This window comes from Mesorhizobium sp. B2-1-8, from assembly GCF_006442545.2.
Classification (GTDB): Bacteria; Pseudomonadota; Alphaproteobacteria; order Rhizobiales; family Rhizobiaceae; genus Mesorhizobium.
In genome coordinates this window covers 4,643,218-4,668,965 of record NZ_CP083952.1, presented here as the reverse complement: position 1 = coordinate 4,668,965, position 25,748 = coordinate 4,643,218, and the positions used below count along the sequence as shown (strand labels likewise).

The window sequence follows — 25,748 nt, the reverse complement described above, 5'->3', positions numbered from 1 at the left end:
CTCTCATTCGCCCGCCGCCTGCGCGCCGCAACCATGTCGCGATGCCATCAATAAGACAAAGTTAGATATCTAACGGTTAGATGTCAATCATGAAGCCGAGTTTCACGTTGCCACTGCTTGCTCTACTGTCAGATCATGACACCGTTTGAACGCCCGCCGGTCGGCATGAATCTCGGCCGCACCGCCAAGCTTGTTGCCCAGGCCTTCGACGCTGCTTTGGTTGAAGCAGGCGGCACCTTGCCGGTCTGGCTCACGCTGCTGTCGGTCAAGTCGAGCGAGCTTGCCAATCAACGCGCACTCGCCGGCATGATCGGCATCCAGGGCGCGACGCTGACCCATCATCTCAATGCGATGGAGGCGCAGGGCCTGCTGACGCGGCGGCGCGACCCCGTCAACCGACGGGTTCACATGGTCGAATTGACGGAGGCGGGAGAAGCGCTGTTCGAGACGTTGCGGCAAGCAGCACTTGTCTTCGACAAGCGGCTTCGCACCGGATTGTCCGACGAGCGTCTGGCGGAGTTTGCCCAGGTGCTTGCGGCGTTGCGGAACAATGTGGGGAGCTAGGAGAATCGCAGGATTGGCTCAGTTGTCATAGCTCGGGATGGTTCCAAACGCATAGCGGCGCAGCTTCAGCGCGGTGATCAGGCTGGTCAGTTTCGTCTTGCCGTCAAAGCCGTCCTGGAACATCTGGTCATGCATCAGAAGGATCAGCTTGCCGGGCTTGGCAAAGTGACCGTAGCCGAACAAATGATCGATCTCGCTGACCAGATGGTCGACGCTCTGCACCGGCTCGCCGCTGTCTTTGTGCACCCACTCATGGTCCCAGCCATAGAGATAAAAGCCGGACGCCGCGACGAACTCATAGTCGGGATCCTCACGACCGGCCTGCGCTTGCCCAAGCGAATTGTGGTTCTTCGACATCGAAGGCAGCCGGAACACGTCGCGCCCTGGCAGGCGGGCGTGCACCGCTGGCTTCAGGCCGAGCACCGTATTGGCCATCAGCATGTCGGCAACCACGCCGTCCGTATCGCCATAGAAATGCCGGTAGTGATTGTAAGCGTGGCTGTAGCTATGGTTGCCGATCGTCACGAGCGGCATCGCCTCGGCGCGCCGTACCAACGCCTTGTTGGACGCACTGGCCTCGGCGTGCATGCCGACCATGAACAGCGTTGCCGGAACCTGCGCTGCCTCCAGCACGTCGAGGATGTTGCTTGTACCGTTCAGCGGGCCATCGTCGAAGGTGAGGTAGATGGTGCGATCCGGGCCATGGGCTGGCAACGCCGACATCAACATGGCCGCCAGGGCAAACCGAAGGAATGTCATGGGGCCGCTATCCCCTTGCGATCAAGGCGGGCCGCCATTTCCGCGGCTGCTTGTCAAGCCAGGCCGGGCTCTACCTACGCCAGACTTCCCTGCAATACTGTCAGCCTGGCTTTCCTCGGCATGCGGGCGGTCAGCCATTCCAACGCCTTGTCATGCGGCATCGGGAAGGCGATGGAATAGCCTTGCACCTGATCGCAGCCGATCGCCATGAGCGAGTCGAGTTCCGCCTCGGTTTCGGCGCCCTCGGCGACGATGGAGATGCCCAGCCCCCGGGCAAGTTCGGTGATGGCGCGCACGATCTTGGAATTGTCGCCATTCTCGTGGATGTTCTGGACGAAGCGACGGTCGATCTTGAGTCGGTCGATCTCGTTGGGATTGACGTGGCTGAGCGAAGCATAGCCGGTGCCGAAATCATCGAGTTCCAGATGGACGCCGGACGCCCTTATGTGCCGCAGCTTGGCTGCGATGCCTGTCTTCTCGTCGTCGAGAATGACGGATTCGACGATTTCCAATGACAGCTTCTGCGGCGGCAGTCCGGCCTTCTCCAGCGTCTCGAACAGAAACGCATCGAAATCATGCTCGCGCAGCTCCGTGCCCGAGACATTGACGGCAAGCCGTCCGAAGGCAATCCCGGCACGGTTCCATTCCGCAGCCTCGTTGATCGCCTTGCTGATCACGATGCGGCCGATCTCAGGCATGAAGCCGCAGTTCTCGGCGACCGGAATGAACTCGCCCGGAGAGATCATGCCGCGCTCGGGGTGGTTCCATCGCACCAGCGCTTCGATGCCGCTGATGGTGCCATGGGTCAGGGAGACCTGCGGCTGGAAATAGGCCTGGAACGCCTTTTCGGAAATGGCGACCTTAATGTCATGTTCGAGCTGCTTGCGGTAGTCGAGTTCGCGGCGCAGTTCCTCCGAGAAGAACGAGAAGTTGCCGCCCCCCATTTTCTTGGCGGAGTAAAGCGCCAGATCGGCATGGACCAGCAGGTCTTGCGCATTGTCGGCATCGATCGGATAGACCGCGATGCCGCCGCTGGCGCCCGGAAGAATGGTGGTGCCCTGGAACACGATGGGCTCGTTGATGTGCACCAGGATGCGCCGCGCCAGCATGTTGATGTCCTCGGTGCTGCCGGCGCCGTTGAGGATCATCACGAATTCGTCGCCACCGAGCCGCGCGCATAGATCCGACGCCCGACAGGAATCGCGCATGCGCTGTGCGGTCACGACCAGGACATAGTCGCCGGCGGCGTGGCCCAGCGTATCGTTGATCTGCTTGAAGCGGTCGAGGTCGAGCTGGACAACGGCCAGGCGCTCGCGCCGGCGGTGCGCGCCCTTGATCAGCGTCTCGAAATGGTCGGTCAGGAAGGTGCGGTTGTGCAGGCCGGTCAGACCGTCATGCACTGCGATGAACGCCATCGAATTGCGAGCGTCGACCAGTTCACGGGTCTTGCGCAGGATCGCGTTGGACATCGGCCTGAAAATGAACAGCGCCACCAGCAGGATGACGCCGAGGGTGGCGTAGAACAGCGTGCGGTGGAGGGTGAGAAGCTTTTCGGAGCGCTCGTCGGCATCGGCGCTGATCCGCTGGCCGAGCGCTGCATAGCCCGACAGCGCGGCATTGGCCACCGAGGCATCGAGGTTGACTCGTTCCGCGCCGCCCTTGTAGCCGCCATTGTCGAGCTGGTTGAGTTGCGATTCAAAGGCCGAGACCAGCCGGTCACCATTGGCGATCAGGCCAACCGAGAAATAGTCGAGATGGAAGGGCTTGGCGAAAAGCACGCTCTCGATCGACTTCGGATCGAGCTTGGCAGGCGATTGCGGATCCGCGCCTGTCTGCTTGAGCAGCTGATCATAACTTGTCTCGAACTCAGCCGTGGCCTGCTTCAGCGCGCTGACCAGCGCCGGCTGCTTGTCGCGCGAGGCGGCGCCCGTTGCGCTGGCAAGGAAAACGATGCGCTGCGACAAGGTCTTCTGCGTACCGACGATGTCGAGCAGCTTGTTGTTGTGCTGCTGGGTGGCCATCGTCTGCTGCAGCAGCACGAAGGAGGCCGCCACCATGGCGGCAATGATCAGCAGCGCCAGCCAGTAGCCAGCCTTGATCAGCAGTATAAGTTTGCCTGAAACGGTTTGCACCGGCTGCTGAGACATGTTCGGGGGCGGTCCTCTCGCCAACGGATTTCTGTAGCACCATTGAACTGCAAACGTTAACGGGACCGGAAGTCGACGGCCGGCCGGCAAGGGGGAGGCGCGGAAAGGTCGCGAAATGGTTATCGGGTTCTTTCGCGGCAAGCCCGCATTTGAGCATTCGTCAGTCCATGCGTTCCCGGGTGACCTGGGCAATGTCCATGGCGTCTCGGTTGATGCTGCCCGGCCACCCGATCCGGTCGCTTTTGCGATGGATTTTTTGCGCGGGCCGGACGACAGTCTGCACACGTCAAACGAGGCCTGACCATGACCGCAGCATTTCTCTCCCATATCGACAGCGAGCTTGCAGGGCTGAAATCCGCCGGCCTCTACAAGTCCGAGCGGGTAATTTCCTCAATGCAGTCGGCCGAAATCGAGGTCGGCGGCGAGAAGGTATTGAATTTCTGCGCCAACAACTATCTCGGCCTCGCCGATAGCGCGGACTTGCGCACCGCGGCCACGCAGGCGCTCGACCGCTACGGCTACGGCATGGCCTCGGTGCGCTTCATCTGCGGCACACAGGAAGAGCACAAGCAGCTCGAGGCGACGATTTCATCTTTCCTCGGCCTCGAGGACACTATCCTCTACGGCTCCTGCTTCGACGCCAATGGCGGCCTGTTCGAGACGCTGCTTGGTGAGGAAGACGCTGTTATCTCGGATGCGCTGAACCACGCCTCGATCATCGATGGTGTCAGGCTGTCGAAGGCCAAACGCTTCCGCTACGCCAACAACGACATGGCCGATCTCGAGGCGCGATTGAAGGAAGCGAAGGATTGCCGCTTCCGGCTGATCGCCACCGATGGCGTGTTTTCGATGGACGGCATCATCGCCAATCTCCGAGGTGTCTGTGATCTGGCCGAGAAATACGATGCCATGGTCATGGTCGACGACAGCCATGCGGTCGGGTTCGTCGGCGCAAACGGCCGCGGTTCGGCCGAGCATTGCGGCGTCGAGGGCAGGGTGGACATCATCACCGGCACGCTCGGCAAGGCGCTCGGCGGCGCTTCCGGCGGTTACACCTCTGGCAAAAGTCAGGTCGTCGACTGGCTGCGCCAGCGCTCGCGGCCCTATCTCTTTTCCAACACGCTGATGCCGGCGATCGCCGGCGCCTCGATCAAGGTGTTCGAGCTGATCCGCAATGGCGATGCCTTGCGCGAGCGCCTATATGCCAATGCGGCGCGGTTCAGGTCCCAGATGGGCAAGCTTGGCTTCACCCTGGCAGGTGCGGATCATCCGATCATACCGGTGATGCTCGGTGATGCGACGCTGGCGCAGGAGATGGCCGCGCGCATGCTGAAGCGCGGCATCTATGTCATCGGCTTTTCATTCCCGGTCGTGCCGAAAGGCCAGGCGCGCATCCGCACCCAGATGTCGGCGGCGCATTCCAGCGCCGATATCGACCGCGCGGTGGAGGCATTCGGTGCGGTCGGCAGGGAATTGGGCGTGATCTCCTGAACGTCGAAAAGCGATTCCGGATCAAGAGATTCAAGGGACAAAAGAATGTCGAACATGATGAAGGCGTTGGTGAAGGCCAAGGCCGAGCCGGGCATCTGGATGGAAGAGGTGCCGGTGCCGGAGATCGGCCCCAACGACGTGCTGATCAAGGTCAAGAAGACGGCGATCTGCGGCACCGACGTCCATATCTACAATTGGGACCAGTGGGCGCAGAAGACGGTGCCGGTGCCGATGGTCACCGGCCATGAATTCGTCGGCACGGTCGCCGACTTTGGTGCCGCGGTCACCGAATACAAGGTCGGCCAGCGCGTGTCGGGCGAGGGTCACATCGTCTGCGGTCACTGCCGCAACTGCCGCGCTGGGCGAGGGCATCTGTGCCGCAACACGCTCGGCGTCGGCGTCAACCGTCCCGGCGCCTTCGGCGAATATCTGGCGATCCCGCAGCACAATGTCGTGCCGATCCCCGACGACGTGCCGGACGAGATCGCGGCGATCTTCGATCCCCTTGGCAATGCCGTCCACACAGCGTTGTCCTTCGATCTGGTTGGCGAGGATGTGCTGGTCACCGGCGCCGGACCGATCGGCATCATGGGTGCGCTGGTGGCGCAGTGCGTCGGCGCGCGAAAAGTGGTCATCACCGACATCAACCCGGTGCGGCTGGCGCTGGCGAAAAAGCTCGGCGTCCAGCATGTCGTCGATGCCTCGAAGGAAAAGCTGCGCGACGTCATGCCGGCGCTCGGCATGACCGAGGGGTTTGACGTCGGGCTGGAAATGTCGGGCGCCGCCCCCGCCTTCCGCGACATGATCGACACCATGAACAATGGCGGCAAGATCGCCATCCTCGGCATCGCGCCGACCGGTTTCGAGATCGACTGGAACAAGGTCATCTTCAAGATGCTGCATCTGAAGGGCATCTATGGCCGCGAAATGTTCGAGACTTGGTACAAGATGATCGCCTTGGTGCAGGGCCCGCTCGATGTGACCGGCCTGATCACGCATCGTATCGGCATCGACGATTTCCAGGCGGGCTTCGATGCGATGAGGAGCGGCAGTTCGGGCAAGGTGGTGATGGACTGGTGAGGCCTTGCCAGCGTGGACAATCGACATCGCCTGCTTGAGTCGCTCGTAATAGCCTTGGAGAGGTTGGATGGGCGGCCGCATGGCGAGTTGAGGCAGATATTTGCCGAGGTAGCTAGGCGCAGACCTGATCTGCTGCAGCGGTCGCTGTTTTCGGAGCGAAGCCGCCGAACGTCCGAAGTTGAGAAGATACTTCACAAGACCATCGTGGAAATAGACATGATGGTGAGGACTGCAGCACTGCCAAGCGGGCTGCACGCGCCGTTCTTAAGCCACCTGAGATTTAATCATTCGAGCGGTCGGCTGCACATCGGCCACGGCAACACATCTATAGTTCTGTTCCCAGACGGTTCGGAACTTTAGCCTTGGCTTAGAGCCATCTCCAGCGCCGCCACCCCACTCACAATCGCTGCACGTTCCTCCACACTCAATCTCGCCAGCAATTCCCGCTCAAACGCCTTCGCCAGCGGCACCATCTCGCGATAGGCCGCAAGCCCTGCCTTGGTCAGGGCCAGGTGCTCGACGCGACGGTCGTTCTCGTCGGCCGTTCGCACCAGCCAGCGCCGCCGTTCCAACTCGGCCACCGCCCGCGAAACTTTGGTCTTGTGCATGGCCGACTGTTCGCCGAGTTCCGTGGCGGTCATCGTGCCGCGCTGTCCCAATCCCGATAACGTGCGCCATTCGGGCCGGGTCAGGCCATGGCGGTCCTTATAGACCTTCGAGAATTCGCGGCTGACGGCATCGGCGAGACGGTAGAGCCGGTAGGGCAGGAAGCTTTCGAGTTCGAGAATGTCCATTGTCCGCATCCGGCAAAAACGGAAGATTGATAGTTACATTTTCGATGGTTACAAATGAAACCAGTTTGGTCAATTGGCTCTATTCCGGGAGGAAGCGATGACCTTTTCCTACATGCCGGGCTTCGGCAACGATTTTGAGACCGAGACATTGCCTGGCTCGCTGCCGCAGGGGCGCAACTCGCCACAGCGGCCGGCCTACGGCCTCTATGCCGAACAGCTTTCCGGTTCGCCTTTCACCGCGCCGCGCGGCACCAATGAGCGCTCTTGGCTCTATCGCATCCGGCCAAGCGTCAAGCACACGGGCCGGTTCAAGGCCGCGAGCTACCCCCTGTGGAAGTCCGCGCCCAATGTCGGCGATCACGAGCTGGCGCTTGGCCAGTACCGCTGGAATCCGGTGCCGATGCCGAAGGAGCCGACCGATTTCATCCAGGGTATGCGCACCATCACCACAGCCGGCGACGTGCTTGGGCAGACCGGCATGGCAGCCCATGTCTATATCGCCAACACATCGATGGTCGACGATCATTTCTTCAACGCCGACGGTGAATTGCTTGTTGTACCGCAGGTCGGCGCTTTGCGCTTGGTCACCGAGATGGGCGTCATCGAGCTTCGGCCCGGTGAAATCGCCGTTCTACCGCGCGGCCTCGTCTTCAAGGTCGAACTGGTCGACAAGGAAGTGCGCGGCTATGTCTGCGAGAATTATGGCGCCAAGCTGACGCTACCTGACCGCGGCCCGATAGGCGCCAATTGCCTGGCCAATCCGCGCGACTTCAAGACGCCCTGCGCCTGGTTCGAGGAGAAGGAAACGCCCTGCCGGCTGATCGTGAAATGGTGCGGCAATTTCCATGTCACCGAGATCGAGCATTCGCCGCTCGACGTGGTGGCGTGGCACGGCAACTACGCGCCTTACAAATATGATCTGGCGACCTTTTCGCCGGTCGGCGCGCTGCTGTTCGACCATCCGGATCCGTCGATCTTCACCGTGCTGACAGCGCCGAGCGGCGAGGAGGGCACGGCCAATATCGACTTCGTCATCTTCCCGCCGCGCTGGCTGGTGGCCCAAGATACGTTTCGGCCGCCTTGGTACCACCGCAACATCATGAGCGAGTTCATGGGGCTGATCCATGGCCAGTACGACGCCAAGGAAGAAGGCTTCGTGCCCGGCGGCATCAGCCTGCACAATTTGATGCTGGCCCATGGGCCGGATGCGCCTGGCTTCGAAAAGGCCTCGCGCGCGGACCTGAAACCGGTCAAGCTCGACAACACCATGGCCTTCATGTTCGAGACCCGCTTTCCGCAGATGCTGACCCGTTACGGCGCCGAACTCGAGACCCGGCAGGACAATTACATCGATTGCTGGGCCGGCCTGAAGAAACGCTTCAATGGCACGCCCGAGGGCGACTGGTCTTGAGCGGCAAGCCAATGCCGGATCGGCTGGTGCTGCTGGGCTCGAAAGGCGGTCCGGCGCTGCGGCCGGGCGGACCGTGGCCGAGTTCGTCGCTGCTCGAGATCGGCGGGCGAGCGATAGTCGTCGACTGCGGGCTTGGCGTGACGCGCGGTCTGGTCGATGCCGGCGTCAGGCTGAAGGCGCTCGATCTGATCTTCATCACGCACCTCCATTCCGACCATGTGCTGGAGCTTGGACCGTTGATCCACACCGCCTGGACAGCTGGCCTGGCGACGCCGGTCACCGTGTTCGGCCCGCCTGGGGTCGGCCACTACTGGCGGCGCTTTTGTCAGGCGATGGAATTCGACATCGAGATCCGCATCGTCGATGAGGGCCGGCCCGATATTCGCGAGTTGATTTCGATCGACGAATTCGGCGAAGGCCATGTGGTCAAGCAGCGCGGCCTGAAGGTGACGGCGCTCCGCGTCGACCACCCCCCGGTGACCGATTGCTTTGCCCTGCGCTTCGAGCATGGCGCAAAAAGCCTGGTGTTCTCGGCCGACACTGCCTTTTTCCCACCGCTCGCCGATTTCGCCGAAGATGCCGATATCCTCGTCCATGAAGCCATGCTGGAGGAAGGCATCGAGCGGCTGGTTGCCAGGACCGGCAATGGCGCGCGGCTCAGGGAACATCTGCTCGCCAGCCACAGCTTTGCCGAGGACGCCGGGCGCATCGCCAGCGAAGCCGGGGTCAAAAGACTGGTGCTCAACCACCTCATTCCAGCCGACGATGCCGAGATCGGCGAGGCGGACTGGATCGCCGCCGTCAGGAAAACATGGGCCGGCGACTTGACGATCGCCCGTGACGGCCTTGTTGTAACGTTTGGGAGTGAGACGTGACCGACGACGAGCTTTGGGAAGAGGTACGGCAGTCTGGGGAGGATTCCGCAGCGCGACTCCAATTGCTCCTCAATACGGTGGAGGACCTGCCGTCTTTCATTCGGTTCGTCGACGCACTGTCGAATGATCGTGAGGATACCGATCGCAAACAGTCAATGAGACCTGCAGGGACTGATCTCGGCTGGAACGGATGGGAAAACGGCTCGATTGGCACTTTTCTCGAATCGGCTGTTGCTTGGGTCAAAGACAATAGGCGGGCCGATCCGGCTTTTTTGACCGATGAGAATCCTTGGAAAGCCACAGCAAGAATTCTCTATGCCGGCAAATATTATGAATAATGAATGGGAGGATGTATGAAGCTTGCCACGCTGAAGGACGGAACGCGCGACGGAAAACTCGTCGTCGTTTCGCGCGACCTGACGCAGTACACCGACGCATCGTTCCTGGCGCGCACGCTGCAGGCGGCACTCGACGACTGGCGCAGGATCTCGCCGCATCTCGCGACGATCGCGGAATCGCTGGAGAACAAAGCGATGCCGGCGGCTCGCTTCCACGAGCACGACGCGCATTCGCCGCTGCCGCGCGCCTATCAATGGGCCGACGGATCGGCCTATGTGAACCATGTCGAACTGGTGCGAAAAGCGCGCGGCGTCGAGATGCCGGCGAGCTTCTGGACCGACCCGCTGATCTACCAGGGCGGCTCGGACTCCTTCGTTGCGCCGCGCGATCCGATCCGGATGGCGGATGAAGCCTTCGGCATCGACATGGAGGCCGAAATCGCCGTCATCGTCGACGATGTGCCGATGGGGTCCAGCCTCGATGAAGCGCGCGCCGCGATCCGGCTGGTCATGCTGGTCAACGATGTCACGCTACGCGCGCTCACGGGGTCGGAGTTGGCCAAGGGGTTCGGCTTCTTCCAGTCGAAACCGTCCTCGGCCTTCTCTCCGGTCGCGGTAACGCCGGATGAACTGGGCGACGCCTGGGATGGCGGCAAGGTCAGCCTGCCGCTGCTCGCCGACATCAACGGCAAGCCGTTCGGCCGCGCCAATGCCGGTATCGACATGACCTTCGATTTCCCGGCCCTGATCGCTCACGCCGCCCGCACAAGGCCGCTGGTATCGGGCACCATCATCGGCTCGGGTACGGTGTCCAACAAGCTCGACGGCGGCCCGGGCAAGCCGGTCTCAGCGGGGGGCGCCGGCTATTCCTGCATCGCCGAGCTGCGCATGATCGAGACGATTGTGTCAGGCGAAACAAAGACGCCGTTCCTGCGCTTCGGCGACACGGTACGCATCGAGATGAAAGACAAGGCCGGCCATTCGATCTTCGGCGCCATCGAGCAGAAGGTCGAGAAATACGAGAGATAGAGGCTAAGACAGATTTTCGGCGATGAATCTTCTGGATCATCTGCGCCGCATGGCCGGCAATAATCTCTGGTCGAACGACCGGCTCTATCGTGCCGTGCTTGCGCTCAAGCCTGGTGAGTTCGAGGCTGAGCGCACCAGCTTTTTCCCGTCGATCAAGGCAACGCTCAATCATGTCCTCGCGGTCGATCATCTCTATCTCGATTTTCTCGAAGAGGGCGGCGTCGGTGCCGCTTCCCATGATGATTTCGTGCCTTTCGATGCCGCGCCGAAGCTTTACATCGCCCAGCTTGCGGCGGACCGGCGGCTGATCGCCTTCTGCGATGGCCTGTCGGAGACCGATCTCGATCGCCGCGTCATCACGGACCGGCGCGAGGACGGCATGATCCCGGAAAAGATCGGCGATATCCTGGCGCACGTCTTCCTGCACGACATCCATCATCGCGGCCAGGTGCATGCGATGCTGTCCGGCACTTCGGTCGCGCCGCCGCAGTTGGACGAGTTCCTGCTCGATTATGACGTCAAGGTTAGGCAGGAGGAGGTTGAGAGGCTTCGGCTATGAGACAAACCGCCTAGCTAATCACGCTACAGCGACATCATAACGGGCGAAATGCGGGTCGGAAGTAAGGATGGTCAGGTTTTCCACTTGCGCCTGCGCGATCAGCAATCTGTCGAACGGATCGCCATGGTGGTGGGGTAGACCGCTGATGGCATTCGCATGCTGTAGCGTCACAACGAGCGGCTGAAATCGCATCTTTGGAAGCAGCGTCGGCAGATCGTCCGGCGCATTGAGTTTTCCGATCGATCGTTTGATGGCAATTTCCCAAACGCTTGCCGCGCTCGCAAACACCACCGCTTCCGAAGCCAAGATGGCGCGGTGGTGCTCGCTGAGACGTCGATCGTCCGAAATCGACCAGAAGATGATATGTGTGTCGGCGAGAAAGGGGCCGACCGTCATTTCACGTACTCGTCCCATTCGGGGCCGAGTTCGTCAAAATCGTCCGCAATCCAGATTTTCCCCTTCAATGCGCCGATACGCGGCAGAGGTTCGGCCACCGCCGGAGGCACAATGCGCGCCGCCACCTTGCCGTGGCGCGTAAGAACGATCTCCTCGCCTGCTTCCGCGCGGCTGACGAGTTCGGACAATTTGGCTTTGGCTTCGGCGATAGAAACGTTCATGTGCTCGACCCTTTGACCAGAATTTAGGTCATAATTGATCGAGCCGCAAGAACTCCGGTCTATTCCGCAGCCTGAACCTTGATCACGCCGCGCTTGATCTGGTCTTGCTCGATCGATTCGAACAGCGCGCGGAAATTGCCTTCGCCAAAGCCTTCATCGCCCTTGCGCTGGATGAACTCGAAGAAGATCGGCCCGATAACGGTCTTCGAAAAGATCTGCAGCAGGATCTTGGTCATGCCGCCGTCGACCACGCCTTCGCCGTCGATCAGGATGCCGTGCTTCTTCATGCGCTCGACAGGTTCGTCATGGCCGTTCACGCGGTCATAAGACATGTCGTAATAGGTATCGGGCGGGCCGGGCATGAATTTCAGCCCGTTCTCGGCGAGCTTGTCGGTGGCGGCGTAGATCTCGTCGGTGCCCACCGCGATGTGCTGGATGCCTTCGCCATTGTAGTTCTTCAGGTATTCGGCGATCTGGCTGGTCTCGTCCTTGGATTCGTTGAGCGGAATGCGGATCTTGCCGCAGGGCGAGGTGATGGCGCGGCTGACCAGGCCAGTGATCTTGCCGTCGATGTCGAAGAAATGGATCTGCTTGAAGCCGAACAGATTGCGATAAAAGTCCCACCACTTGTCCATCTGGCCGCGATAGACATTGTGGGTCAGGTGGTCGAGGTAATAGAAGCCGACGCCTTGCGGCCGCGGGTCGCGTTCGCCCAGCCACTCGAACTCGGCGTCATAGGCCGAGCCCTTCTTGCCGTAGGCATCGATGAAATAGAGCAGCGAGCCGCCGATGCCCACAATGGCCGGCACGTCGAGTGCCTTGTCGTTGCCTGCATAAGGCGTGGAACCCTTCGAGACGGCATGCTCGAAGGCATGTTTGGCATCGACCACCCGCCAGGCCATCGAGGCGGCGCAAGGGCCGTGTTTGTCGGCGAACTTCATCGCGTGCGAGCCGGGCTCGGCATTGACGACATAATTGATGTCGCCCTGGCGCCAGACGGTGATGTCCTTGGTGCGATGCCTGGCCACCGCCACATAACCCATGCGGGTGAACAGCTCGGCCAGCTTCTTGGGCTCTGGATGCGCGAACTCGACGAACTCGAAACCGTCAGTGCCGGCAGGATTGTCCTTGCTGATCGTGGCGGGCGGGGCATCGTGCGGGAAGGGACCCATGGTATTCCTCCGGAAGCTGCTTGGCCTGAAAAGGCCATCCGACGCCATCATAGCGCGAAGCCCGTGCATGGTGCTTGCATTCAAACGCTTGAAATGATGATGTCATGCGTGAAGCATGCATGAAATGAGAAAAAACCATGGATGATGCGCGCATCGACCAGTTTGACCGCAAGATAATGGCGCTCTTGCAGGGCGATGCGCGGCTCACCAACAACGATCTTTCCGAACGGGTGAACCTCTCGGCATCGCAATGCTCGCGCCGCCGCCAGCGGCTGGAGGAGGACGGCTACATCAAGGGCTATCGCGCCGTGCTCGACCGCGACAGGCTCGGCTTTTCGCTGGTCAACGTCATCTCGGTGACGCTGGCCACCCACAACCGAGACAATGCGCGGCGCTTCGGCGAGCTGGTGGCGCGGCTGCCGGAAGTGCAGGAGGCGCACGCGCTGACCGGCGAGATGGACTATATCCTGAAGGTGGTGACGCCCGATCTCAAATCGTTGTCCGAGTTCGTCAACGGCGTGCTCCTGCCGCACGAATCGGTACAGCATGTGAAGACCGCGATCGTGCTCGAAACGCTGAAGGAAACCGGGGCGCTACCGATCTAGCCTTTCGACTGCTGGATTAGCCCATACAGGTTTGTGCAGCGCGCACCGGAGCGGCAATAGGCGAAGACTGGACCCTCGAGCTCATCCAACGCCTCGGCTTGGTCGTCGACATTCTCTCGCGTGATCTGGCCACTGATCACCGGGATGTAGCGGAAGCCGAGACCGGCGGCTTCGATCGTTGCCTTGAGCGTGTCCGCCGAAGGCTGGCCGGGCTGTTCATCGTCCGGCCGGTTGCAGATCACGCTCTTGAAGCCGGCTTCCTTGATGGCGGCGACATCTTCGGGCTGGATTTGGCCCGAGACCGAATAGTCTTCGCTGATCTGGCGATATTCCATGGCTCGCATCCTCGCAATCTGGTTTGGTGGAAAGTCTTGCCACTCCGGGAGAGGGGCGGCAATCCGCTTCGACGGAATTCTCTGCCAAATAGACATCGCGCGCCGGAAAATCCAACCGGGCCATATGGCCCGGCTGGACGGCAGATCAGATTCAGCTGCCGAGAATGGCGCCTTTGATCTGACGGATGTTGTTGTGCATCAGGTTGATATAGGTCGATCCCGGGCCGTCCGGCTGCGACAGCGCGTCCGAATAGAGCGTGCCGCCGATCTTGATGCCGGTCTCGCTGGCGATCTGCTCGATCAGGCGCGGGTTGGTGATGTTCTCGACGAAGATGGCCGCGGCCTTGTCCTGCTTCACCTGCTCGACCAGCTTGGCGACGTCGGCGGCCGACGGTTCGGAATCGGTCGAGATGCCTTGCGGAGCGAGGAAGGTCAGGCCGTATTCGTGTTCGAAATAGCCGAAGGCATCATGCGAGGTGATGACGACGCGCTTCGCCTCGGGGATCGACTGGATCGCCGCCTTCACTTCGCCTTCCAGCGCGTCGAGCTTCTTGGTGTAGGCGGCGGCATTGGTCTGATAGGAGACGCAGCCGTCGCTGTCGGCCGCGCAGAAGGCCTCGGCGATGTTCTTCACATAGATCCTGGCGTTGGCGATCGACTGGAAGGCGTGCGGGTCGGTGACCGTCTTGCCGCCGCCGGTGCCGGCACCCTCGGCCGCGTCGGCGTCGGCGAATTCAGGCTTGAAATCGATCGGCGTCACGCCCTTGGTCAAGGTGATGATCGAGGCCTTGGTGGCGCTGGCATCGACCAGCCGCTGCAGGAAACCTTCGAAGTGCAGGCCGTTGACCAGAACGATGTCGGCCTTGGCCATGGCGACCGCGTCGGCAGGGCTCGGCTCGTAGACATGGGCGTCGCCATCGGGGCCAACGATGGTGGTGATGTCGACACGGTCGCCGCCGACGTTTTTGGCGAAATCCGCGATGACGGTGAAGCTGGCGACCACTTTCAGCGGCGCCGCGAAGGCCGATGACGCCCCAAAGGCGGTTAATGTTATAACGCTCATCGCCAGGGCGGCACGGATCGATTTCAGCATAAGCGGGTCTCCTTTTAGGGGCGGGGGATCAGGCCGTTCTGTGACGGTGATGGATGATGCGGGCGCGCAGAATGCCGCGCGTGCCGAACAGGATCGAGGCGAAATAGACGACGCCGGCCGACAGGATGATGGCTGGACCGGACGGCAGCGAGGCGTGGTAGGACAGGAGCAGTCCGGCGATGCAGGAGGCAAAACCGATCAGCACGGCCAGCACGCACATCGGCTCGACGCGCGCCGTCCAGAAGCGCGCGGCTGCCGCCGGCAGCATCATCAGTCCGACGGAAAGCAAAGTTCCGAGCGCCTGGAAGCCACCAACCAGATTGAGAACGACGAGGCCGAGGAAGATGAAATGCACCGGGCTGCCCATGCGGCTGACCGAACGCAGGAACAGCGGGTCGAGGCATTCCGCCACCAGCGCCCGCCAGAAGATGGCAAGGCTGACCAGCGTCACCGCGACGATGCCGCCGATCAGCGTCAAAGCCTCGTTGTTGAGCGCCAGCACCGTGCCGAACAGCACATGCATGAGATCGACGCTGGAGCCGCGGATCGACACCATCAGCACGCCGATGGCGAGCGAAATCAGGTAGAAGGCCGCCATCGACGCGTCCTCGCGCTGGATGGTGAAACGCGAGACGGCACCGGCGCCGAGCGCCACGATGATGCCGGCGATCAGCCCGCCTACGGTCATCGGCAGGATCTCCAGCCCGTAGAACAGGAAACCGGCGGCCGCACCCGGCAAGATGGCGTGCGCCATGGCGTCGCCCGACAGGCTCATGCGCCGCAGCATCAGGAAGACGCCGATAGGGCAGGCGCCGAGCGACAGCATCAGCGAGCCGAACAGCGCCCGCTGCATGAAACCGAAATCGGCGAAGGGGGCGATGAAGAGTCCGTAGAGCGCGTCCATCAGGCGGCCCTCGGTCCGGCGCCGTGGTGATGATCGTGGCCATGATGGTCGTGGCCATGATGATCATGGTCTTGGCCATGAGCGTGCTCGTCAGGCTCGCACCAGGGCGCGTTCTCTTCCCAGGCTTCGTGGAAGCGGCGCGCGCGCAGCAGGTTCTCCGGCTTCAGTGTCTCCCGGGTCTCGCCCCAGGCAACCGGCTGGCGGGCAAGCAACAGTGTTTCGGGAAAATTCTGGCGCACCAGATCGAGATCATGGACGACCACCATGATGGTGCGTTCCTCGCCGTGCCAGCGTTTGATCAGGGCAATGAGGTCGCCGACCGTCTTGGCGTCGACCGCGTTGAACGGCTCGTCGAGCAGGATCAGTTCGGCATCCTGCAGCAGCACGCGGGCAAACAGAGTGCGCTGCAACTGGCCACCGGAGAGGGTGTCGATAGGCCGCTTCTCGAAGCCGCCGAGGCCGACGGCCATCAAAGCCTGGCTGACGGCGTCGCGATCTTCCCTGGTGTAGCGGCCAAGCATGCCGCGCTTCGGCCACAGGCCGAGCGATACCAGATCGACGACGCGGGCGGGAAAGGAGCGATCGAGTTCCGATTGCTGCGGCAGGTAAGCCGCCCGCACGCCCGGCGCGCGAATGACCTCGCCGGCCATCGGCTTCAGCACCCCGACAATACCCTTCATCAGCGTCGACTTGCCGGACCCGTTGGCCCCAACCACGGCCGTGAGCGAGCCCTTGCGGATCGCGCCATCGAGGTGATGGATCGCTGGATGGCTGTTGTAGCCGAGCGTCAGGTCACGGAATGTCAGGCAGGTCTGGGTCATATCGTTCCGTGGGAAGCCAAATGCGGCTAGGTGCGGCCGCTTGGATATGTGATGTTATTACATTAGTCAACAAGTCAATCCGGCGGAATTGCGACACGGTGGTCAACTCGCCCTGTACGTGCCTGGCCCTGGATGGAGCGATTGGCTCAAGCGGTTTCGGTTCAGGCAGCCTTGCCCGAAGCGGATGGCGACTCTAAAGAGGCGCGACCACAACGGAAGGAACCTCGCAATGAGCATTCGTCGCATCGATGTTGGCCCGCGCATGAGCCAGATCGTCATCCACGGCAACACCCTCTATCTGGCCGGCCAGGTCGGCGAACCCGGCGGCAACGTCGCCTCGCAGACCCGTGATATTCTGGCCACCATCGACGAATTGCTGGCCAAGGCCGGCACCGACAAGACCAAGATCGTCCAGGCGATCATCTGGCTGGCCGACATGGGCACCTTCGCCGAGATGAATTCCGAATGGGACAAGTGGGTGCCGCAGGGCCACACGCCCGCCCGCGCCACCGGCGAAGCAAAGCTCGCCGGCCCTGAATATCTGGTCGAGATTATTATTACGGCTGCGATTTGAGGCGTTTCTACCTTCCCCTTGTGGGACCCACGAGGGGGAGGGTGAAAATCACCCCTGCGACGGCGTAAACCTTGCCACCAGCGTGTGGCTTTCCGCCGGATAGATGAAGCGCACATGGGTGACCGGGTGCTCGGCGCTCCAGGTGCGGCGTTCGACCACCAGGCAAGGCGCGCCGGGATCGATGTCGAGCGCGTCGGCAATGGTATCATCAGCGCTCATGGCGCGTATCCGATGCTCGGCCTCGCTCCACGGCACGCGGCCGATCAGCCAGGGCCCGGCGGCGATTTCCAGAAACTCTTCGTCCCCGGCTTCCGAAACCGCCGAAAGATTGATCAGGCGTTGTTCGAGCGCGAATGGCCGTTCGCCGGCAAAATGAAGGCCCTCGATCCATAACACCGAACCTGCGGAAGACAGTCCGAGCAACGCCCTGTCTTCCACATTGCTGCGCCGCTTCAGGCGTTCCAGCCGCTCGTAGCGGTAAGTCAGGCCGAGCGCCTCGACTTCGATCCTGATGTCGTGAAGTTCCAGCACGGCTGCCTGCGATTGCGGCTGGCGGACAAAACTGCCCGACCGGCGGCGGCGCTCGATCAAACCTGCCTTGGCCAACTGAGACAGGGCCTTGTTCACCGTCATGCGTGAGCATTTGTATTCGGCGGTCAGTTCATGTTCGAACGGGATACGGTGCCCGGGCGCCCAGGTGCCGGACAGGATTTTTTCGCGGATGTCGGAAAGGATGCGCTGATGCAGCGAGACTGTCTCGCTGTCGTCTGTCTCCGCCGGTTCGGCCATGCTCATCTAGAGTCAACCCTGCGAAAGCGCGGTCATCACGCTGCGAAACCGTTCGGCGATAGGCTCGCGCCTGGCGTGCCTGCCGCCGCTGACCTGTTTCCTGCCATGGACCCAGACACAATCGACCTTGCTGCCATTGGCGAAGATCCAGGCGTCGAGGATCGCATCGCCGGTCTTGCCCGCCAGCGAGGGATTGCCGGCGTCGAGCGAGACGAAATCGGCCGGTGCACCAAGCGCGATTTGCGATGCGCCTGCGCCAAGCGCGACGCTACCGCCATCGAGCGCCGCGTCGAACAGGGCGCGGCCGGTCGAGCCGCCGGCTACCGCAAGCACATTGCGGGCGCGGTGCGCGATGCGCTGCGAATATTCGAGCTGGCGCAATTCGTCGGGCAGGCCGATCAGCACGTTGGAATCGGAGCCGACGCCGAAGCGCCCGCCATGCTCCCTGAACAGTGGCGCGGCAAAGGTGCCGTCGCCGAGATTGGCTTCCGTGATCGGGCAAAGGCCGGCGATGGCGCCGCTCCTGGCCATGCCAACCGTTTCGGCGTCGGTCATATGGGTGGCGTGGATCAGGCACCAGCGCTGGTCGACATCGGCAGCCCCAAGCAGAAATTCGACCGGGCGCCCGCCGGACCAGGCAAGGCAGTCTTCGACTTCTTTCACCTGCTCGGCGACATGGATGTGGATCGGCGCGCTTGGCGCCATGGCCGCAACTGCCGTGAGTTCCTCCGGCGTCGCGGCCCGTAAACTGTGCGGCGCGACGCCGACGACAGCTCGATTCAAAGAGCGAACAGTTTCCCGGCTTTGCTCAACAAGCCGGGCGAACCGATTCACATCGTTGATGAATCGCCTTTGGCTTTCGTTAGGAGGCGCGCCGCCGAAAGAGGAGTGCGCGTAAAACACCGGCAGCAGTGTCAGGCCGATCCCCGTTTCACCGGCGGCGGCAGCGATGCGCTCGGCCATTTCGGCTAAGTTGGCATAGGGTTTTCCGTCGCGGTCATGGTGCAGATAATGAAATTCGCCGACGCGGGAAAAACCGGCCTCCAGCATTTCGACATAGAGGTGCGCCGCCACTGCCTCGACCTGGTCGGGAGTCATCGACAGCGCGAAACGGTACATCACCTCGCGCCAGCTCCAGAAACTGTCGGCGGAAGGGCCGCGCAACTCGGCGAGCCCGGCCATGCCGCGCTGGAAGGCGTGGCTGTGCAGATTGGGCATGCCTGGCAGGAGAATGGCATGGCGTTCATCACCGGGCGATGCGGCTGATTCAGGCTCTACCGCTGCAATGCGCCCACTGGCGAAAGTGATCCGCACATTGTCGTGCCAGCCATTGGGAAGAAGCGCCTGTTCCGCAAAGATTTCGGTCACTTTTCTCTCCGCTTCCCGGTCTCGTATGCGATGATGGCACTTGCAGTGCGTTTCAATATGTATATACATAATCGACGCCGATTGAAACGGAAAAGATGATGGCCGTAGAGAGCAAAAACCGGGCAGGGGGGCTTCGCCTGTGGCGCAATGCGCGTCTGGCGACCATGGCTGAAAATTCTGCCGATCTGGGTATCGTCGAGCATGGTGCGCTCGCCGCGCGTGATGGCCGCATTGTCTATGCCGGTCCGGAATCCGGGATGCCCTCGGCGTTTGCCCAAGGCGAGATAATCGATTGCGAGGGCCGCTGGATCACGCCCGGCCTGATCGACTGCCACACCCACCTCGTCCATGCCGGCAACCGCGCCAACGAGTTCGAGATGCGGCTGGCCGGCGCCACCTATGAAGAGGTCGCCAGGGCAGGCGGCGGTATCGTCTCGTCGGTCAAATCCTTGCGTGCCGCCAGCGAGGACGATCTGGTCGCCCAGACGCTGCCGCGCCTCGATGCGCTGATGGCGGAAGGCGTCACCACCGTTGAAGTAAAGTCGGGCTATGGGCTCGATCTCGAAAACGAGAAGAAATCGCTGCGCGCCGCGCGACAGCTGGGCAATGAACGCCCGGTGACGATCCGCACCACATGCCTCGCAGCCCACGCGCTGCCGCCCGAAGCCAAGGGCGACAAGGATGCTTTCATCGATCTCGTCGCCAAAACGATCCTTCCCGGCGTCGCCGCCGAAGGCTTGGCCGATGCCGTCGACGGGTTCTGTGAAGGCATCGCCTTTTCGACCGGGCATATGTCTCGCGTCTTCGACAAGGCCAGGGCGCTCGGCTTGCCCGTAAAACTCCACGCCGACCAGCTGTCCAACCTGCACGGCGCTGAACTTGCCGCCCACTATGGCGCATTGTCGGCTGATCATCTCGAATACACCGACGAGGCGGGCGCCATGGCGATGGCCGAGGCGGGAACCGTGGCGACGATCCTGCCCGGCGCCTACTACTTCATACGCGAGACCAAGAAGCCGCCGATCGGCCTGTTCCGCCAGCATGGCGTCAGGATGGCTGTGGCCACCGACAACAATCCCGGCACTTCGCCGCTGACCTCGCTGCTTCTGACCATGAACATGGCGGCGACCCTGTTCGGTATGACGGTCGATGAATGTCTTGCCGGCGTTACCCGCGAAGCTGCGCGTGCGCTGGGCTTGCTCGACGAGACCGGCACGCTGGTGCCGGGCAAATTCGCCGACCTGGCGATCTGGGACATCGAGCGCCCCGCCGAACTCGTCTACCGCATGGGCTTCAACCCGCTGCATGCCCGTATCTGGAGAGGACAATGACTGAACTGACCCTGAAGCCCGGCAATGCTACGCTGTCCGACTGGCGTGCCATCTATCGTGGCGCCGTGCCGAAACTGGACGATGCCTGCCGCTCAAAAATCAAGGCGAGCGCCGAAGCTGTCGCGCGCATCGTTGCCAAGGGTGAGCCGGTCTATGGCATCAACACCGGTTTCGGCAAGCTGGCCAGCGTGCGCATCCCCGCCGAGGATCTCGAGACCCTGCAGCGCAACATCGTGCTTTCGCATGCCGCAGGCGTCGGCGAGCCGATGCCTGTCGCCGTTGCCCGGCTGATGATGGCGCTGAAACTTGCGAGCCTTGCGCAGGGCGCCTCCGGCGTGCGCCCGCAAACCATCGAGTTGCTCGAAGCGATGCTGGCCAATGACGTCATCCCTGTGGTGCCGGCGCAAGGCTCGGTCGGCGCCTCCGGCGACCTTGCCCCGCTGTCGCACATGACGGCGGTGATGATCGGCGTCGGCGAATGCTTTACCCCGCATGGCCGCTTCCCGGCCAAGGTCGCGTTCGTCTCGCATGGGCTGGAGCCCGTGACATTGGGCGCCAAGGAAGGCCTGGCACTGCTCAATGGCACGCAGTTTTCCACCGCCTATGCGCTGGCCGCACTGTTCGATGCCGAGGTGCTCTACCAGTCGGCGCTTGTCGCCGGCGCGCTGTCGACCGATGCGGCAAAGGGTTCCGACGCCCCCTTCGATCCGCGCATCCATCTGTTGAGAAAACACCGTGGCCAGATCGAGACCGCGGATGCATTGCGCAATTTGATGGCCGGCAGCGCCATCCGCGAGTCGCACCGGGTCGGCGACGAGCGGGTGCAGGATCCCTATTGCCTGCGTTGCCAGCCGCAAGTCATGGGCGCCGCGCTCGATGTCCTGCGCAAGGCCGCCGACACGCTCGAGACCGAAGCCAATGGCGTCACCGACAATCCGCTGATCTTCGCCGAGGACGATACGGCACTTTCGGGCGGCAATTTCCACGCCGAGCCGGTGGCCTTCGCCGCCGACATGATCGCGCTTGCCGTCTGTGAGATCGGCTCGCTGTCGGAACGCCGCATCGCCATGCTGGTCGATCCTGCATTGTCGGGCATGCCCGCCTTCCTGACGCCCAAGCCCGGTCTGAATTCCGGCTTCATGATCCCGCAGGTAACGGCGGCGGCACTCGTTTCGGAAAACAAGCAGAAAGCCTATCCGGCCAGCGTCGATTCCATCCCGACATCGGCCAACCAGGAAGACCATGTCTCGATGGCCGCGCATGGCGCGCGTCGCCTGATCGGCATGGTCGAGAATGCGACGGCCGTGATCGGCATCGAATTGCTGGCGGCCGCGCAAGGCTGCGATTTCCATCAGCCGCTGGCCTCGAGTGCGGCGCTGGAAGCCGTGCGCAAGCTGGTTCGCGCCGAGGTGCCGCATCTCGACAATGACCGGCATTTTCACCCCGACATGGAAAAGGCGATTGCCATGGTGCGCAGCGGTGCGACCGTGAAGGCCGCGAGCGCGGTGGCGCTGCCGGGGATTGCATCGTGAGAACGCCAATCGCCACAGGTCGCGTTCTGTCGCGCCCCCCTCTGTCCTGCCGGACATCTCCCTCTCAAGGGGGGAGATTAGCAGATTCTTTGGCGCCGCTCTTCCTCCAACGCCGGCGATTGGCGAAAGCCCGCGTGACAGCCAATCTCCCCCCAAGAGGGGGAGATGCCCGGCAGGGCAGAGGGGGGCGCCGTAGAGCTCCAACTTACGGAGGTCTCTCATGACCTCGCCTTCCTGGCTCACCATCACCCAAGGCACCGCGCCTCTCCTGGTCTCCATCCCGCACACCGGCATCGACCTCGCTGGCCTCGAAAACCGGCTTATCTCGCCCTGGCTCGGTCGCCGCGATTGCGACTGGTGGATCGACAATCTCTATGATTTCGCCGCTGGTCTCGGCGCCACGGTCGTGCACACCGCGATCTCGCGCACCGTTATCGATGTCAACCGCGATCCATCCGGCGCCTCGCTCTATCCCGGCCAGGCAACCACCAGCCTATGCCCGACCGAAACCTTCGACGGCGATCCGCTCTATCGCATGGGGGACGAGCCGACGCCGGCCGAAATCGATAAGCGCCGCGAAACCTACTTCAAGCCTTACCACGCTGCCCTGCAGGCCGAGATCGACCGACTGCGCGGCATGCACGAGAACATCGTTCTCTACGACTGCCATTCGATCCGCTCGGTGCTGCCGCGTCTCTTCGAAGGCACGCTGCCGGTCTTCAACCTCGGCACCAATGACGGCAAGAGCACCGATCCGTCGCTGCAGGAGAAAGTGGCTGCGGTCCTCGCCGCGACCGGCGAGACCTGGGTGGTCAACGGCCGCTTCAAGGGCGGCTGGATCACCCGCAGCTTCGGACAGCCCCAGAACGGCGTCCACGCGCTGCAGATGGAGCTTTCCAATCGCGGCTATATGCGCGAGCCGGCCGAGAAGGGCACGCCGGAGAACTGGCCGGTGCCTTATGACGCGAGCTATGCCGCGCCGATCCGCGCCACGCTGACGCAGATTCTCCAAACCGCCATTGACTGGGCCGGGCGCTGACGCGCCGCCTCATCCGAAAGGGACAATGATGACCGACCCTCGCCACAACATCCGCGAAGTGCGCAGCCCTCGCGGCGACAAGCTCAACGCCCGGTATTGGACGACCGAAGCGCCGCTGCGCATGCTGATGAACAACCTCGACCCTGATGTCGCCGAGAATCCCAATGAGCTGGTCGTCTATGGCGGCATCGGCCGGGCGGCGCGCACCTGGAACGATTTCGACCAGATCGTTGCTTCGCTGAAGACGCTTGGCGAGGACGAGACGCTGCTGGTGCAGTCCGGCAAGCCGGTCGGCGTGTTCCGCACCCACCCGGATGCACCGCGCGTGCTGATCGCCAACTCCAACCTGGTGCCGCACTGGGCGACCTGGGAGAAATTCAACGAGCTCGATAAGAAGGGCCTCATGATGTACGGCCAGATGACGGCCGGCTCCTGGATCTACATCGGAACGCAAGGCATTGTGCAGGGCACCTACGAGACCTTCGTCGAGGCCGGTCGCCAGCACTATGGCGGCAATCTCAGGGATAAGTGGATCCTGACCGGCGGCCTCGGCGGCATGGGCGGCGCCCAGCCATTGGCCGCCGTCATGGCCGGCGCCTGCTGCCTCGCGATCGAATGCAATCCGGATTCGATCGATTTTCGCCTGCGCACCCGCTATGTCGACGAGAAGGCCGAGACGCTGGACGAGGCCATGGAAATGATCGAGCGCTGGACCAAGGCCGGCGAGGCGAAGTCCGTCGGCCTGCTCGGCAATGCGGCTGAGATCGTGCCCGAGATGTTTCGGCGCGGCATCCGCCCCGATATGGTCACCGACCAGACCTCGGCGCACGACCCCATCAATGGCTATCTCCCGAAGGGCTGGACTATGGCCGAGTGGCGCGAGAAGCGTGTCAGCGACCCCAGGGCGGTCGAGAAGGCGGCCCGCGCCTCCATGCGCGAGCATGTCGAGGCGATGGTGGCGTTCTGGAACGCCGGGGTGCCGACGCTCGACTATGGCAACAACATCCGTCAGGTCGCCAAGGACGAAGGTTTCGAGAACGCCTTCGCCTTCCCTGGCTTCGTGCCGGCCTATATCCGCCCGCTCTTCTGCCGCGGCATTGGCCCGTTCCGCTGGGCAGCCCTATCCGGCGATCCGGAGGATATCTACAAGACCGACGCCAAGGTGCGCGAACTCACCCCCGGCAACACCCATCTGCACAATTGGCTGGACATGGCGCGCGAGCGGATTTCCTTCCAAGGGTTGCCGGCGCGCATCTGCTGGGTCGGTCTTGGCGATCGCCACCGGCTGGGCCTCGCTTTCAACGAAATGGTGGCCAAGGGCGAGCTGAACGCGCCGGTCGTCATCGGCCGCGATCACCTCGATTCGGGTTCGGTCGCTTCGCCGAACCGCGAGACGGAAGCGATGAAGGACGGCTCGGATGCGGTCTCCGACTGGCCGCTGCTCAATGCGCTGCTCAACACCGCGTCGGGCGCCACTTGGGTGTCGCTGCACCATGGCGGCGGCGTCGGCATGGGCTTCTCCCAGCATGCCGGCATGGTCATCGTTGCCGACGGCACGGCGGATGCTGCAAGGCGGCTGGAGCGCGTTCTGTGGAACGACCCGGCGACCGGCGTCATGCGCCATGCCGACGCCGGCTATGGCATCGCGATCGAATGCGCCAAGGAGCACCAGCTCAACCTGCCGGGCATTCTCGGGTAACGGCCGACGTCGTGCGCCTCCTTCATGCCACCGATTACCGCGTCATGCCGTGGAAGAACGGTGGCGGGGCGACGACCGAGATCGCCGTCTCGCCCGATGGTGCCGGGCTCGACGATTTCGACTGGCGTGTCTCGATGGCCCGGGTCGAAGGCAGCGGGTCGTTCTCTAGCTTTGCCGGCATCGACCGCACCCTGTGGGTGCTGGAAGGCGAGGGGATCGTGCTTGATGTCGCGGGCCGTCCGCCGGAGCGGATTACAGTGGCTTCCCAGCCATTTTCCTTTCCAGCCGACCAGCCGACCAGTGCCGCGCTGATCGCCGGCCCGATCACCGATCTCAACGTCATGACCCGGCGCGGCCGGATGCTGCATTCGGTCGAGCGTTTGGCGATTTCGACGCCTGTGGAAATCCCGACCGAGGCCGGTTCCACCGTCATCCTTTGCCACAGAGGCCATGCCATATTCCCCGGCGCCGCGCCCATTCGTCTCGGGCCGCTCGACACCCTGCTGCTCGGGCCGGATGCCTCTGTCTTGCGGGTTCAGCCCGCCCCGGATGCGACCCTTTTCGTAATCCGGATAGTCGGGGCGGCCTGACGCGTTTCGGGCCAACGGTTACCGCCTGTTTCCAAACATGATCGCGACGCCGGCGAAATATAGCGTAAGCTGGCACCGGCATCACGAAAAAGCCCGAATCCTCCCCGTCGATCGGTCCTGACGGGAGCGAGGGGCGCTCGTCTTTGAGTTTGCTCGAAAGATGGCGCCCTGTCGTGGTGCGGAAACAAACTTTCGGCATAGGGGTTGATGCAACCAATTGCATTTGAACCGG

28 protein-coding genes are annotated in these 25,748 nt (G+C 62.5%); 16 read left to right on the top strand and 12 right to left on the bottom strand.

Going from position 1 to position 25,748, the window contains the following annotated elements; all coding sequences use genetic code 11:
• The first annotated feature begins 135 nt into the window (after positions 1-135).
• Positions 136-564, top strand: a complete 429-nt coding sequence (locus tag FJ970_RS22960; protein ID WP_140755610.1) for a MarR family winged helix-turn-helix transcriptional regulator — start codon at positions 136-138, stop codon at positions 562-564.
• A gap of 18 nt (positions 565-582) precedes the next feature.
• Here the strand turns inward: FJ970_RS22960 and FJ970_RS22955 are convergent, their stop codons facing one another.
• Together FJ970_RS22955 and FJ970_RS22950 are read right to left on the bottom strand one after the other, a co-directional pair.
• Positions 583-1,323, bottom strand: a complete 741-nt coding sequence (locus tag FJ970_RS22955; RefSeq protein ID WP_140755609.1) for a polysaccharide deacetylase family protein — start codon at positions 1,321-1,323, stop codon at positions 583-585.
• Positions 1,324-1,397: 74 nt separating this feature from the next.
• A complete protein-coding gene (locus tag FJ970_RS22950) occupies positions 1,398-3,470 on the bottom strand; it encodes a putative bifunctional diguanylate cyclase/phosphodiesterase (RefSeq protein WP_140755608.1) in 2,073 nt (690 codons plus the stop codon).
• A 115-nt stretch (positions 3,471-3,585) separates the two neighbouring features.
• Between FJ970_RS22950 and FJ970_RS22945 the strand changes: the two genes are divergently transcribed.
• Genes FJ970_RS22945 through tdh form a run of 3 tightly spaced genes read left to right on the top strand, consistent with a single transcriptional unit; the run spans position 3,586 to position 6,041 of the window.
• The gene (locus FJ970_RS22945; protein ID WP_140755607.1) at positions 3,586-3,771 is read left to right on the top strand and encodes a hypothetical protein; all 186 of its coding nucleotides are present in this window, start codon (positions 3,586-3,588) and stop codon (positions 3,769-3,771) included.
• A gap of 2 nt (positions 3,772-3,773) precedes the next feature.
• On the top strand, positions 3,774-4,961 hold the full coding sequence (locus FJ970_RS22940; RefSeq protein WP_140755606.1) for a glycine C-acetyltransferase: 1,188 nt from the start codon (positions 3,774-3,776) through the stop codon (positions 4,959-4,961).
• A gap of 45 nt (positions 4,962-5,006) precedes the next feature.
• Positions 5,007-6,041 carry an L-threonine 3-dehydrogenase gene (tdh, locus tag FJ970_RS22935; RefSeq protein WP_140755605.1) on the top strand — a complete coding sequence of 345 codons (1,035 nt, stop codon included), beginning with the start codon at positions 5,007-5,009 and terminating at the stop codon, positions 6,039-6,041.
• Positions 6,042-6,397: 356 nt separating this feature from the next.
• Here the strand turns inward: tdh and FJ970_RS22930 are convergent, their stop codons facing one another.
• Complete coding sequence (locus FJ970_RS22930) at positions 6,398-6,835, bottom strand: MarR family winged helix-turn-helix transcriptional regulator (protein ID WP_181178282.1); 438 nt, start codon at positions 6,833-6,835, stop codon at positions 6,398-6,400.
• 97 nt (positions 6,836-6,932) lie between these two features.
• Between FJ970_RS22930 and hmgA the strand changes: the two genes are divergently transcribed.
• From hmgA to FJ970_RS22905, 5 genes are read left to right on the top strand one after another with little or no spacing between them, the layout of a single operon-like run.
• A complete protein-coding gene (hmgA, locus tag FJ970_RS22925; protein ID WP_140755603.1) occupies positions 6,933-8,246 on the top strand; it encodes a homogentisate 1,2-dioxygenase in 1,314 nt (437 codons plus the stop codon).
• An 11-nt stretch (positions 8,247-8,257) separates the two neighbouring features.
• Positions 8,258-9,121, top strand: coding sequence for an MBL fold metallo-hydrolase (locus tag FJ970_RS22920; RefSeq protein ID WP_181178301.1), 864 nt, complete (start codon positions 8,258-8,260; stop codon positions 9,119-9,121).
• A complete protein-coding gene (locus tag FJ970_RS22915) occupies positions 9,118-9,459 on the top strand; it encodes a hypothetical protein (RefSeq protein ID WP_140755601.1) in 342 nt (113 codons plus the stop codon). Before FJ970_RS22920 ends, FJ970_RS22915 begins: the two co-directional genes overlap by 4 nt.
• Before the next feature lie 15 nt (positions 9,460-9,474).
• Positions 9,475-10,488, top strand: coding sequence for a fumarylacetoacetate hydrolase family protein (locus tag FJ970_RS22910; protein WP_140755600.1), 1,014 nt, complete (start codon positions 9,475-9,477; stop codon positions 10,486-10,488).
• Positions 10,489-10,510: 22 nt separating this feature from the next.
• On the top strand, positions 10,511-11,047 hold the full coding sequence (locus FJ970_RS22905; protein WP_140755599.1) for a DinB family protein: 537 nt from the start codon (positions 10,511-10,513) through the stop codon (positions 11,045-11,047).
• Positions 11,048-11,065: 18 nt separating this feature from the next.
• On the opposite strand, the gene FJ970_RS22900 is transcribed toward FJ970_RS22905, so the two are convergent.
• From FJ970_RS22900 to hppD, 3 genes are read right to left on the bottom strand one after another with little or no spacing between them, the layout of a single operon-like run.
• The gene (locus FJ970_RS22900; protein WP_140755598.1) at positions 11,066-11,443 is read right to left on the bottom strand and encodes a type II toxin-antitoxin system VapC family toxin; all 378 of its coding nucleotides are present in this window, start codon (positions 11,441-11,443) and stop codon (positions 11,066-11,068) included.
• On the bottom strand, positions 11,440-11,664 hold the full coding sequence (locus FJ970_RS22895; RefSeq protein ID WP_023780515.1) for a type II toxin-antitoxin system Phd/YefM family antitoxin: 225 nt from the start codon (positions 11,662-11,664) through the stop codon (positions 11,440-11,442). The genes FJ970_RS22900 and FJ970_RS22895 overlap by 4 nt, the downstream gene beginning before the upstream one ends.
• A 59-nt stretch (positions 11,665-11,723) precedes the next feature.
• Positions 11,724-12,836 carry a 4-hydroxyphenylpyruvate dioxygenase gene (gene hppD, locus FJ970_RS22890; RefSeq protein WP_140755597.1) on the bottom strand — a complete coding sequence of 371 codons (1,113 nt, stop codon included), beginning with the start codon at positions 12,834-12,836 and terminating at the stop codon, positions 11,724-11,726.
• 137 nt (positions 12,837-12,973) lie between these two features.
• On the opposite strand from hppD, the gene FJ970_RS22885 reads away from it, so the two are divergent.
• The gene (locus FJ970_RS22885) at positions 12,974-13,441 is read left to right on the top strand and encodes an Lrp/AsnC family transcriptional regulator (RefSeq protein ID WP_140755596.1); all 468 of its coding nucleotides are present in this window, start codon (positions 12,974-12,976) and stop codon (positions 13,439-13,441) included.
• On the opposite strand, the gene FJ970_RS22880 is transcribed toward FJ970_RS22885, so the two are convergent.
• The 4 genes from FJ970_RS22880 to aztA form a co-directional block, all read right to left on the bottom strand.
• Positions 13,438-13,776: a TIGR01244 family sulfur transferase gene (locus FJ970_RS22880; protein WP_140755595.1), complete on the bottom strand. Its 339-nt coding sequence runs from the start codon at positions 13,774-13,776 to the stop codon at positions 13,438-13,440. The genes FJ970_RS22885 and FJ970_RS22880 overlap by 4 nt on opposite strands.
• Positions 13,777-13,927: 151 nt before the next feature.
• Positions 13,928-14,869: a zinc ABC transporter substrate-binding protein AztC gene (gene aztC, locus FJ970_RS22875; protein WP_140755594.1), complete on the bottom strand. Its 942-nt coding sequence runs from the start codon at positions 14,867-14,869 to the stop codon at positions 13,928-13,930.
• A 28-nt stretch (positions 14,870-14,897) separates the two neighbouring features.
• Positions 14,898-15,773 carry a zinc ABC transporter permease AztB gene (aztB, locus tag FJ970_RS22870; RefSeq protein ID WP_140755593.1) on the bottom strand — a complete coding sequence of 292 codons (876 nt, stop codon included), beginning with the start codon at positions 15,771-15,773 and terminating at the stop codon, positions 14,898-14,900.
• Positions 15,773-16,594, bottom strand: coding sequence for a zinc ABC transporter ATP-binding protein AztA (gene aztA, locus FJ970_RS22865; RefSeq protein ID WP_140755592.1), 822 nt, complete (start codon positions 16,592-16,594; stop codon positions 15,773-15,775). Before aztA ends, aztB begins: the two co-directional genes overlap by 1 nt.
• A gap of 229 nt (positions 16,595-16,823) precedes the next feature.
• Here aztA and FJ970_RS22860 point away from each other — a divergent pair, with 229 nt between their 5' ends.
• Positions 16,824-17,168 (top strand): RidA family protein, encoded by a 345-nt coding sequence (locus FJ970_RS22860; RefSeq protein WP_140755591.1) that lies wholly within the window; start codon positions 16,824-16,826, stop codon positions 17,166-17,168.
• Between the two features lie 48 nt (positions 17,169-17,216).
• Here the strand turns inward: FJ970_RS22860 and hutC are convergent, their stop codons facing one another.
• Positions 17,217-17,963, bottom strand: a complete 747-nt coding sequence (gene hutC, locus FJ970_RS22855; RefSeq protein ID WP_181178280.1) for a histidine utilization repressor — start codon at positions 17,961-17,963, stop codon at positions 17,217-17,219.
• Positions 17,964-17,969: 6 nt separating this feature from the next.
• Complete coding sequence (locus FJ970_RS22850) at positions 17,970-19,325, bottom strand: formimidoylglutamate deiminase (RefSeq protein ID WP_140755590.1); 1,356 nt, start codon at positions 19,323-19,325, stop codon at positions 17,970-17,972.
• Positions 19,326-19,423: 98 nt separating this feature from the next.
• Here FJ970_RS22850 and hutI point away from each other — a divergent pair, with 98 nt between their 5' ends.
• The 5 genes from hutI to FJ970_RS22825 all read left to right on the top strand — a co-directional run bounded on the left by hutI (position 19,424) and on the right by FJ970_RS22825 (position 25,516).
• A complete protein-coding gene (hutI, locus tag FJ970_RS22845) occupies positions 19,424-20,656 on the top strand; it encodes an imidazolonepropionase (protein WP_140755588.1) in 1,233 nt (410 codons plus the stop codon).
• The gene (gene hutH / locus FJ970_RS22840; RefSeq protein WP_140755586.1) at positions 20,653-22,188 is read left to right on the top strand and encodes a histidine ammonia-lyase; all 1,536 of its coding nucleotides are present in this window, start codon (positions 20,653-20,655) and stop codon (positions 22,186-22,188) included. The genes hutI and hutH overlap by 4 nt, the downstream gene beginning before the upstream one ends.
• A 220-nt stretch (positions 22,189-22,408) precedes the next feature.
• Complete coding sequence (gene hutG, locus FJ970_RS22835) at positions 22,409-23,227, top strand: N-formylglutamate deformylase (RefSeq protein ID WP_140755584.1); 819 nt, start codon at positions 22,409-22,411, stop codon at positions 23,225-23,227.
• Between the two features lie 25 nt (positions 23,228-23,252).
• Entirely contained in the window at positions 23,253-24,926 is a 1,674-nt protein-coding gene (hutU, locus tag FJ970_RS22830) for a urocanate hydratase (protein ID WP_181178278.1), read from the top strand.
• Between the two features lie 11 nt (positions 24,927-24,937).
• Positions 24,938-25,516 carry a HutD family protein gene (locus FJ970_RS22825; RefSeq protein ID WP_140755582.1) on the top strand — a complete coding sequence of 193 codons (579 nt, stop codon included), beginning with the start codon at positions 24,938-24,940 and terminating at the stop codon, positions 25,514-25,516.
• Positions 25,517-25,748 lie beyond the last annotated feature (232 nt).

Excerpts from the sequence above, each read along its gene's own strand:
- FJ970_RS22930 (WP_181178282.1), bottom strand. The coding sequence starts at position 6,835 with ATGGACATTCTCGAACTCGAAAGCTTCCTGCCCTACCGGCTCTACCGT.
- hutH (WP_140755586.1), top strand. The coding sequence starts at position 20,653 with ATGACTGAACTGACCCTGAAGCCCGGCAATGCTACGCTGTCCGACTGG.
- FJ970_RS22905 (WP_140755599.1), top strand. The coding sequence starts at position 10,511 with ATGAATCTTCTGGATCATCTGCGCCGCATGGCCGGCAATAATCTCTGG.
- FJ970_RS22895 (WP_023780515.1), bottom strand. The coding sequence starts at position 11,664 with ATGAACGTTTCTATCGCCGAAGCCAAAGCCAAATTGTCCGAACTCGTC.
- aztA (WP_140755592.1), bottom strand. The coding sequence starts at position 16,594 with ATGACCCAGACCTGCCTGACATTCCGTGACCTGACGCTCGGCTACAAC.
- FJ970_RS22955 (WP_140755609.1), bottom strand. The coding sequence starts at position 1,323 with ATGACATTCCTTCGGTTTGCCCTGGCGGCCATGTTGATGTCGGCGTTG.
- hutG (WP_140755584.1), top strand. The coding sequence starts at position 22,409 with ATGACCTCGCCTTCCTGGCTCACCATCACCCAAGGCACCGCGCCTCTC.
- FJ970_RS22920 (WP_181178301.1), top strand. The coding sequence starts at position 8,258 with ATGCCGGATCGGCTGGTGCTGCTGGGCTCGAAAGGCGGTCCGGCGCTG.
- FJ970_RS22880 (WP_140755595.1), bottom strand. The coding sequence starts at position 13,776 with ATGGAATATCGCCAGATCAGCGAAGACTATTCGGTCTCGGGCCAAATC.
- FJ970_RS22940 (WP_140755606.1), top strand. The coding sequence starts at position 3,774 with ATGACCGCAGCATTTCTCTCCCATATCGACAGCGAGCTTGCAGGGCTG.
- FJ970_RS22960 (WP_140755610.1), top strand. The coding sequence starts at position 136 with ATGACACCGTTTGAACGCCCGCCGGTCGGCATGAATCTCGGCCGCACC.
- hutC (WP_181178280.1), bottom strand. The coding sequence starts at position 17,963 with ATGAGCATGGCCGAACCGGCGGAGACAGACGACAGCGAGACAGTCTCG.
- tdh (WP_140755605.1), top strand. The coding sequence starts at position 5,007 with ATGTCGAACATGATGAAGGCGTTGGTGAAGGCCAAGGCCGAGCCGGGC.
- hutI (WP_140755588.1), top strand. The coding sequence starts at position 19,424 with ATGGCCGTAGAGAGCAAAAACCGGGCAGGGGGGCTTCGCCTGTGGCGC.
- FJ970_RS22945 (WP_140755607.1), top strand. The coding sequence starts at position 3,586 with ATGGTTATCGGGTTCTTTCGCGGCAAGCCCGCATTTGAGCATTCGTCA.
- hutU (WP_181178278.1), top strand. The coding sequence starts at position 23,253 with ATGATGACCGACCCTCGCCACAACATCCGCGAAGTGCGCAGCCCTCGC.
- FJ970_RS22860 (WP_140755591.1), top strand. The coding sequence starts at position 16,824 with ATGAGCATTCGTCGCATCGATGTTGGCCCGCGCATGAGCCAGATCGTC.
- hmgA (WP_140755603.1), top strand. The coding sequence starts at position 6,933 with ATGACCTTTTCCTACATGCCGGGCTTCGGCAACGATTTTGAGACCGAG.
- aztB (WP_140755593.1), bottom strand. The coding sequence starts at position 15,773 with ATGGACGCGCTCTACGGACTCTTCATCGCCCCCTTCGCCGATTTCGGT.
- FJ970_RS22950 (WP_140755608.1), bottom strand. The coding sequence starts at position 3,470 with ATGTCTCAGCAGCCGGTGCAAACCGTTTCAGGCAAACTTATACTGCTG.
- hppD (WP_140755597.1), bottom strand. The coding sequence starts at position 12,836 with ATGGGTCCCTTCCCGCACGATGCCCCGCCCGCCACGATCAGCAAGGAC.
- aztC (WP_140755594.1), bottom strand. The coding sequence starts at position 14,869 with ATGCTGAAATCGATCCGTGCCGCCCTGGCGATGAGCGTTATAACATTA.
- FJ970_RS22885 (WP_140755596.1), top strand. The coding sequence starts at position 12,974 with ATGGATGATGCGCGCATCGACCAGTTTGACCGCAAGATAATGGCGCTC.
- FJ970_RS22900 (WP_140755598.1), bottom strand. The coding sequence starts at position 11,443 with ATGACGGTCGGCCCCTTTCTCGCCGACACACATATCATCTTCTGGTCG.
- FJ970_RS22910 (WP_140755600.1), top strand. The coding sequence starts at position 9,475 with ATGAAGCTTGCCACGCTGAAGGACGGAACGCGCGACGGAAAACTCGTC.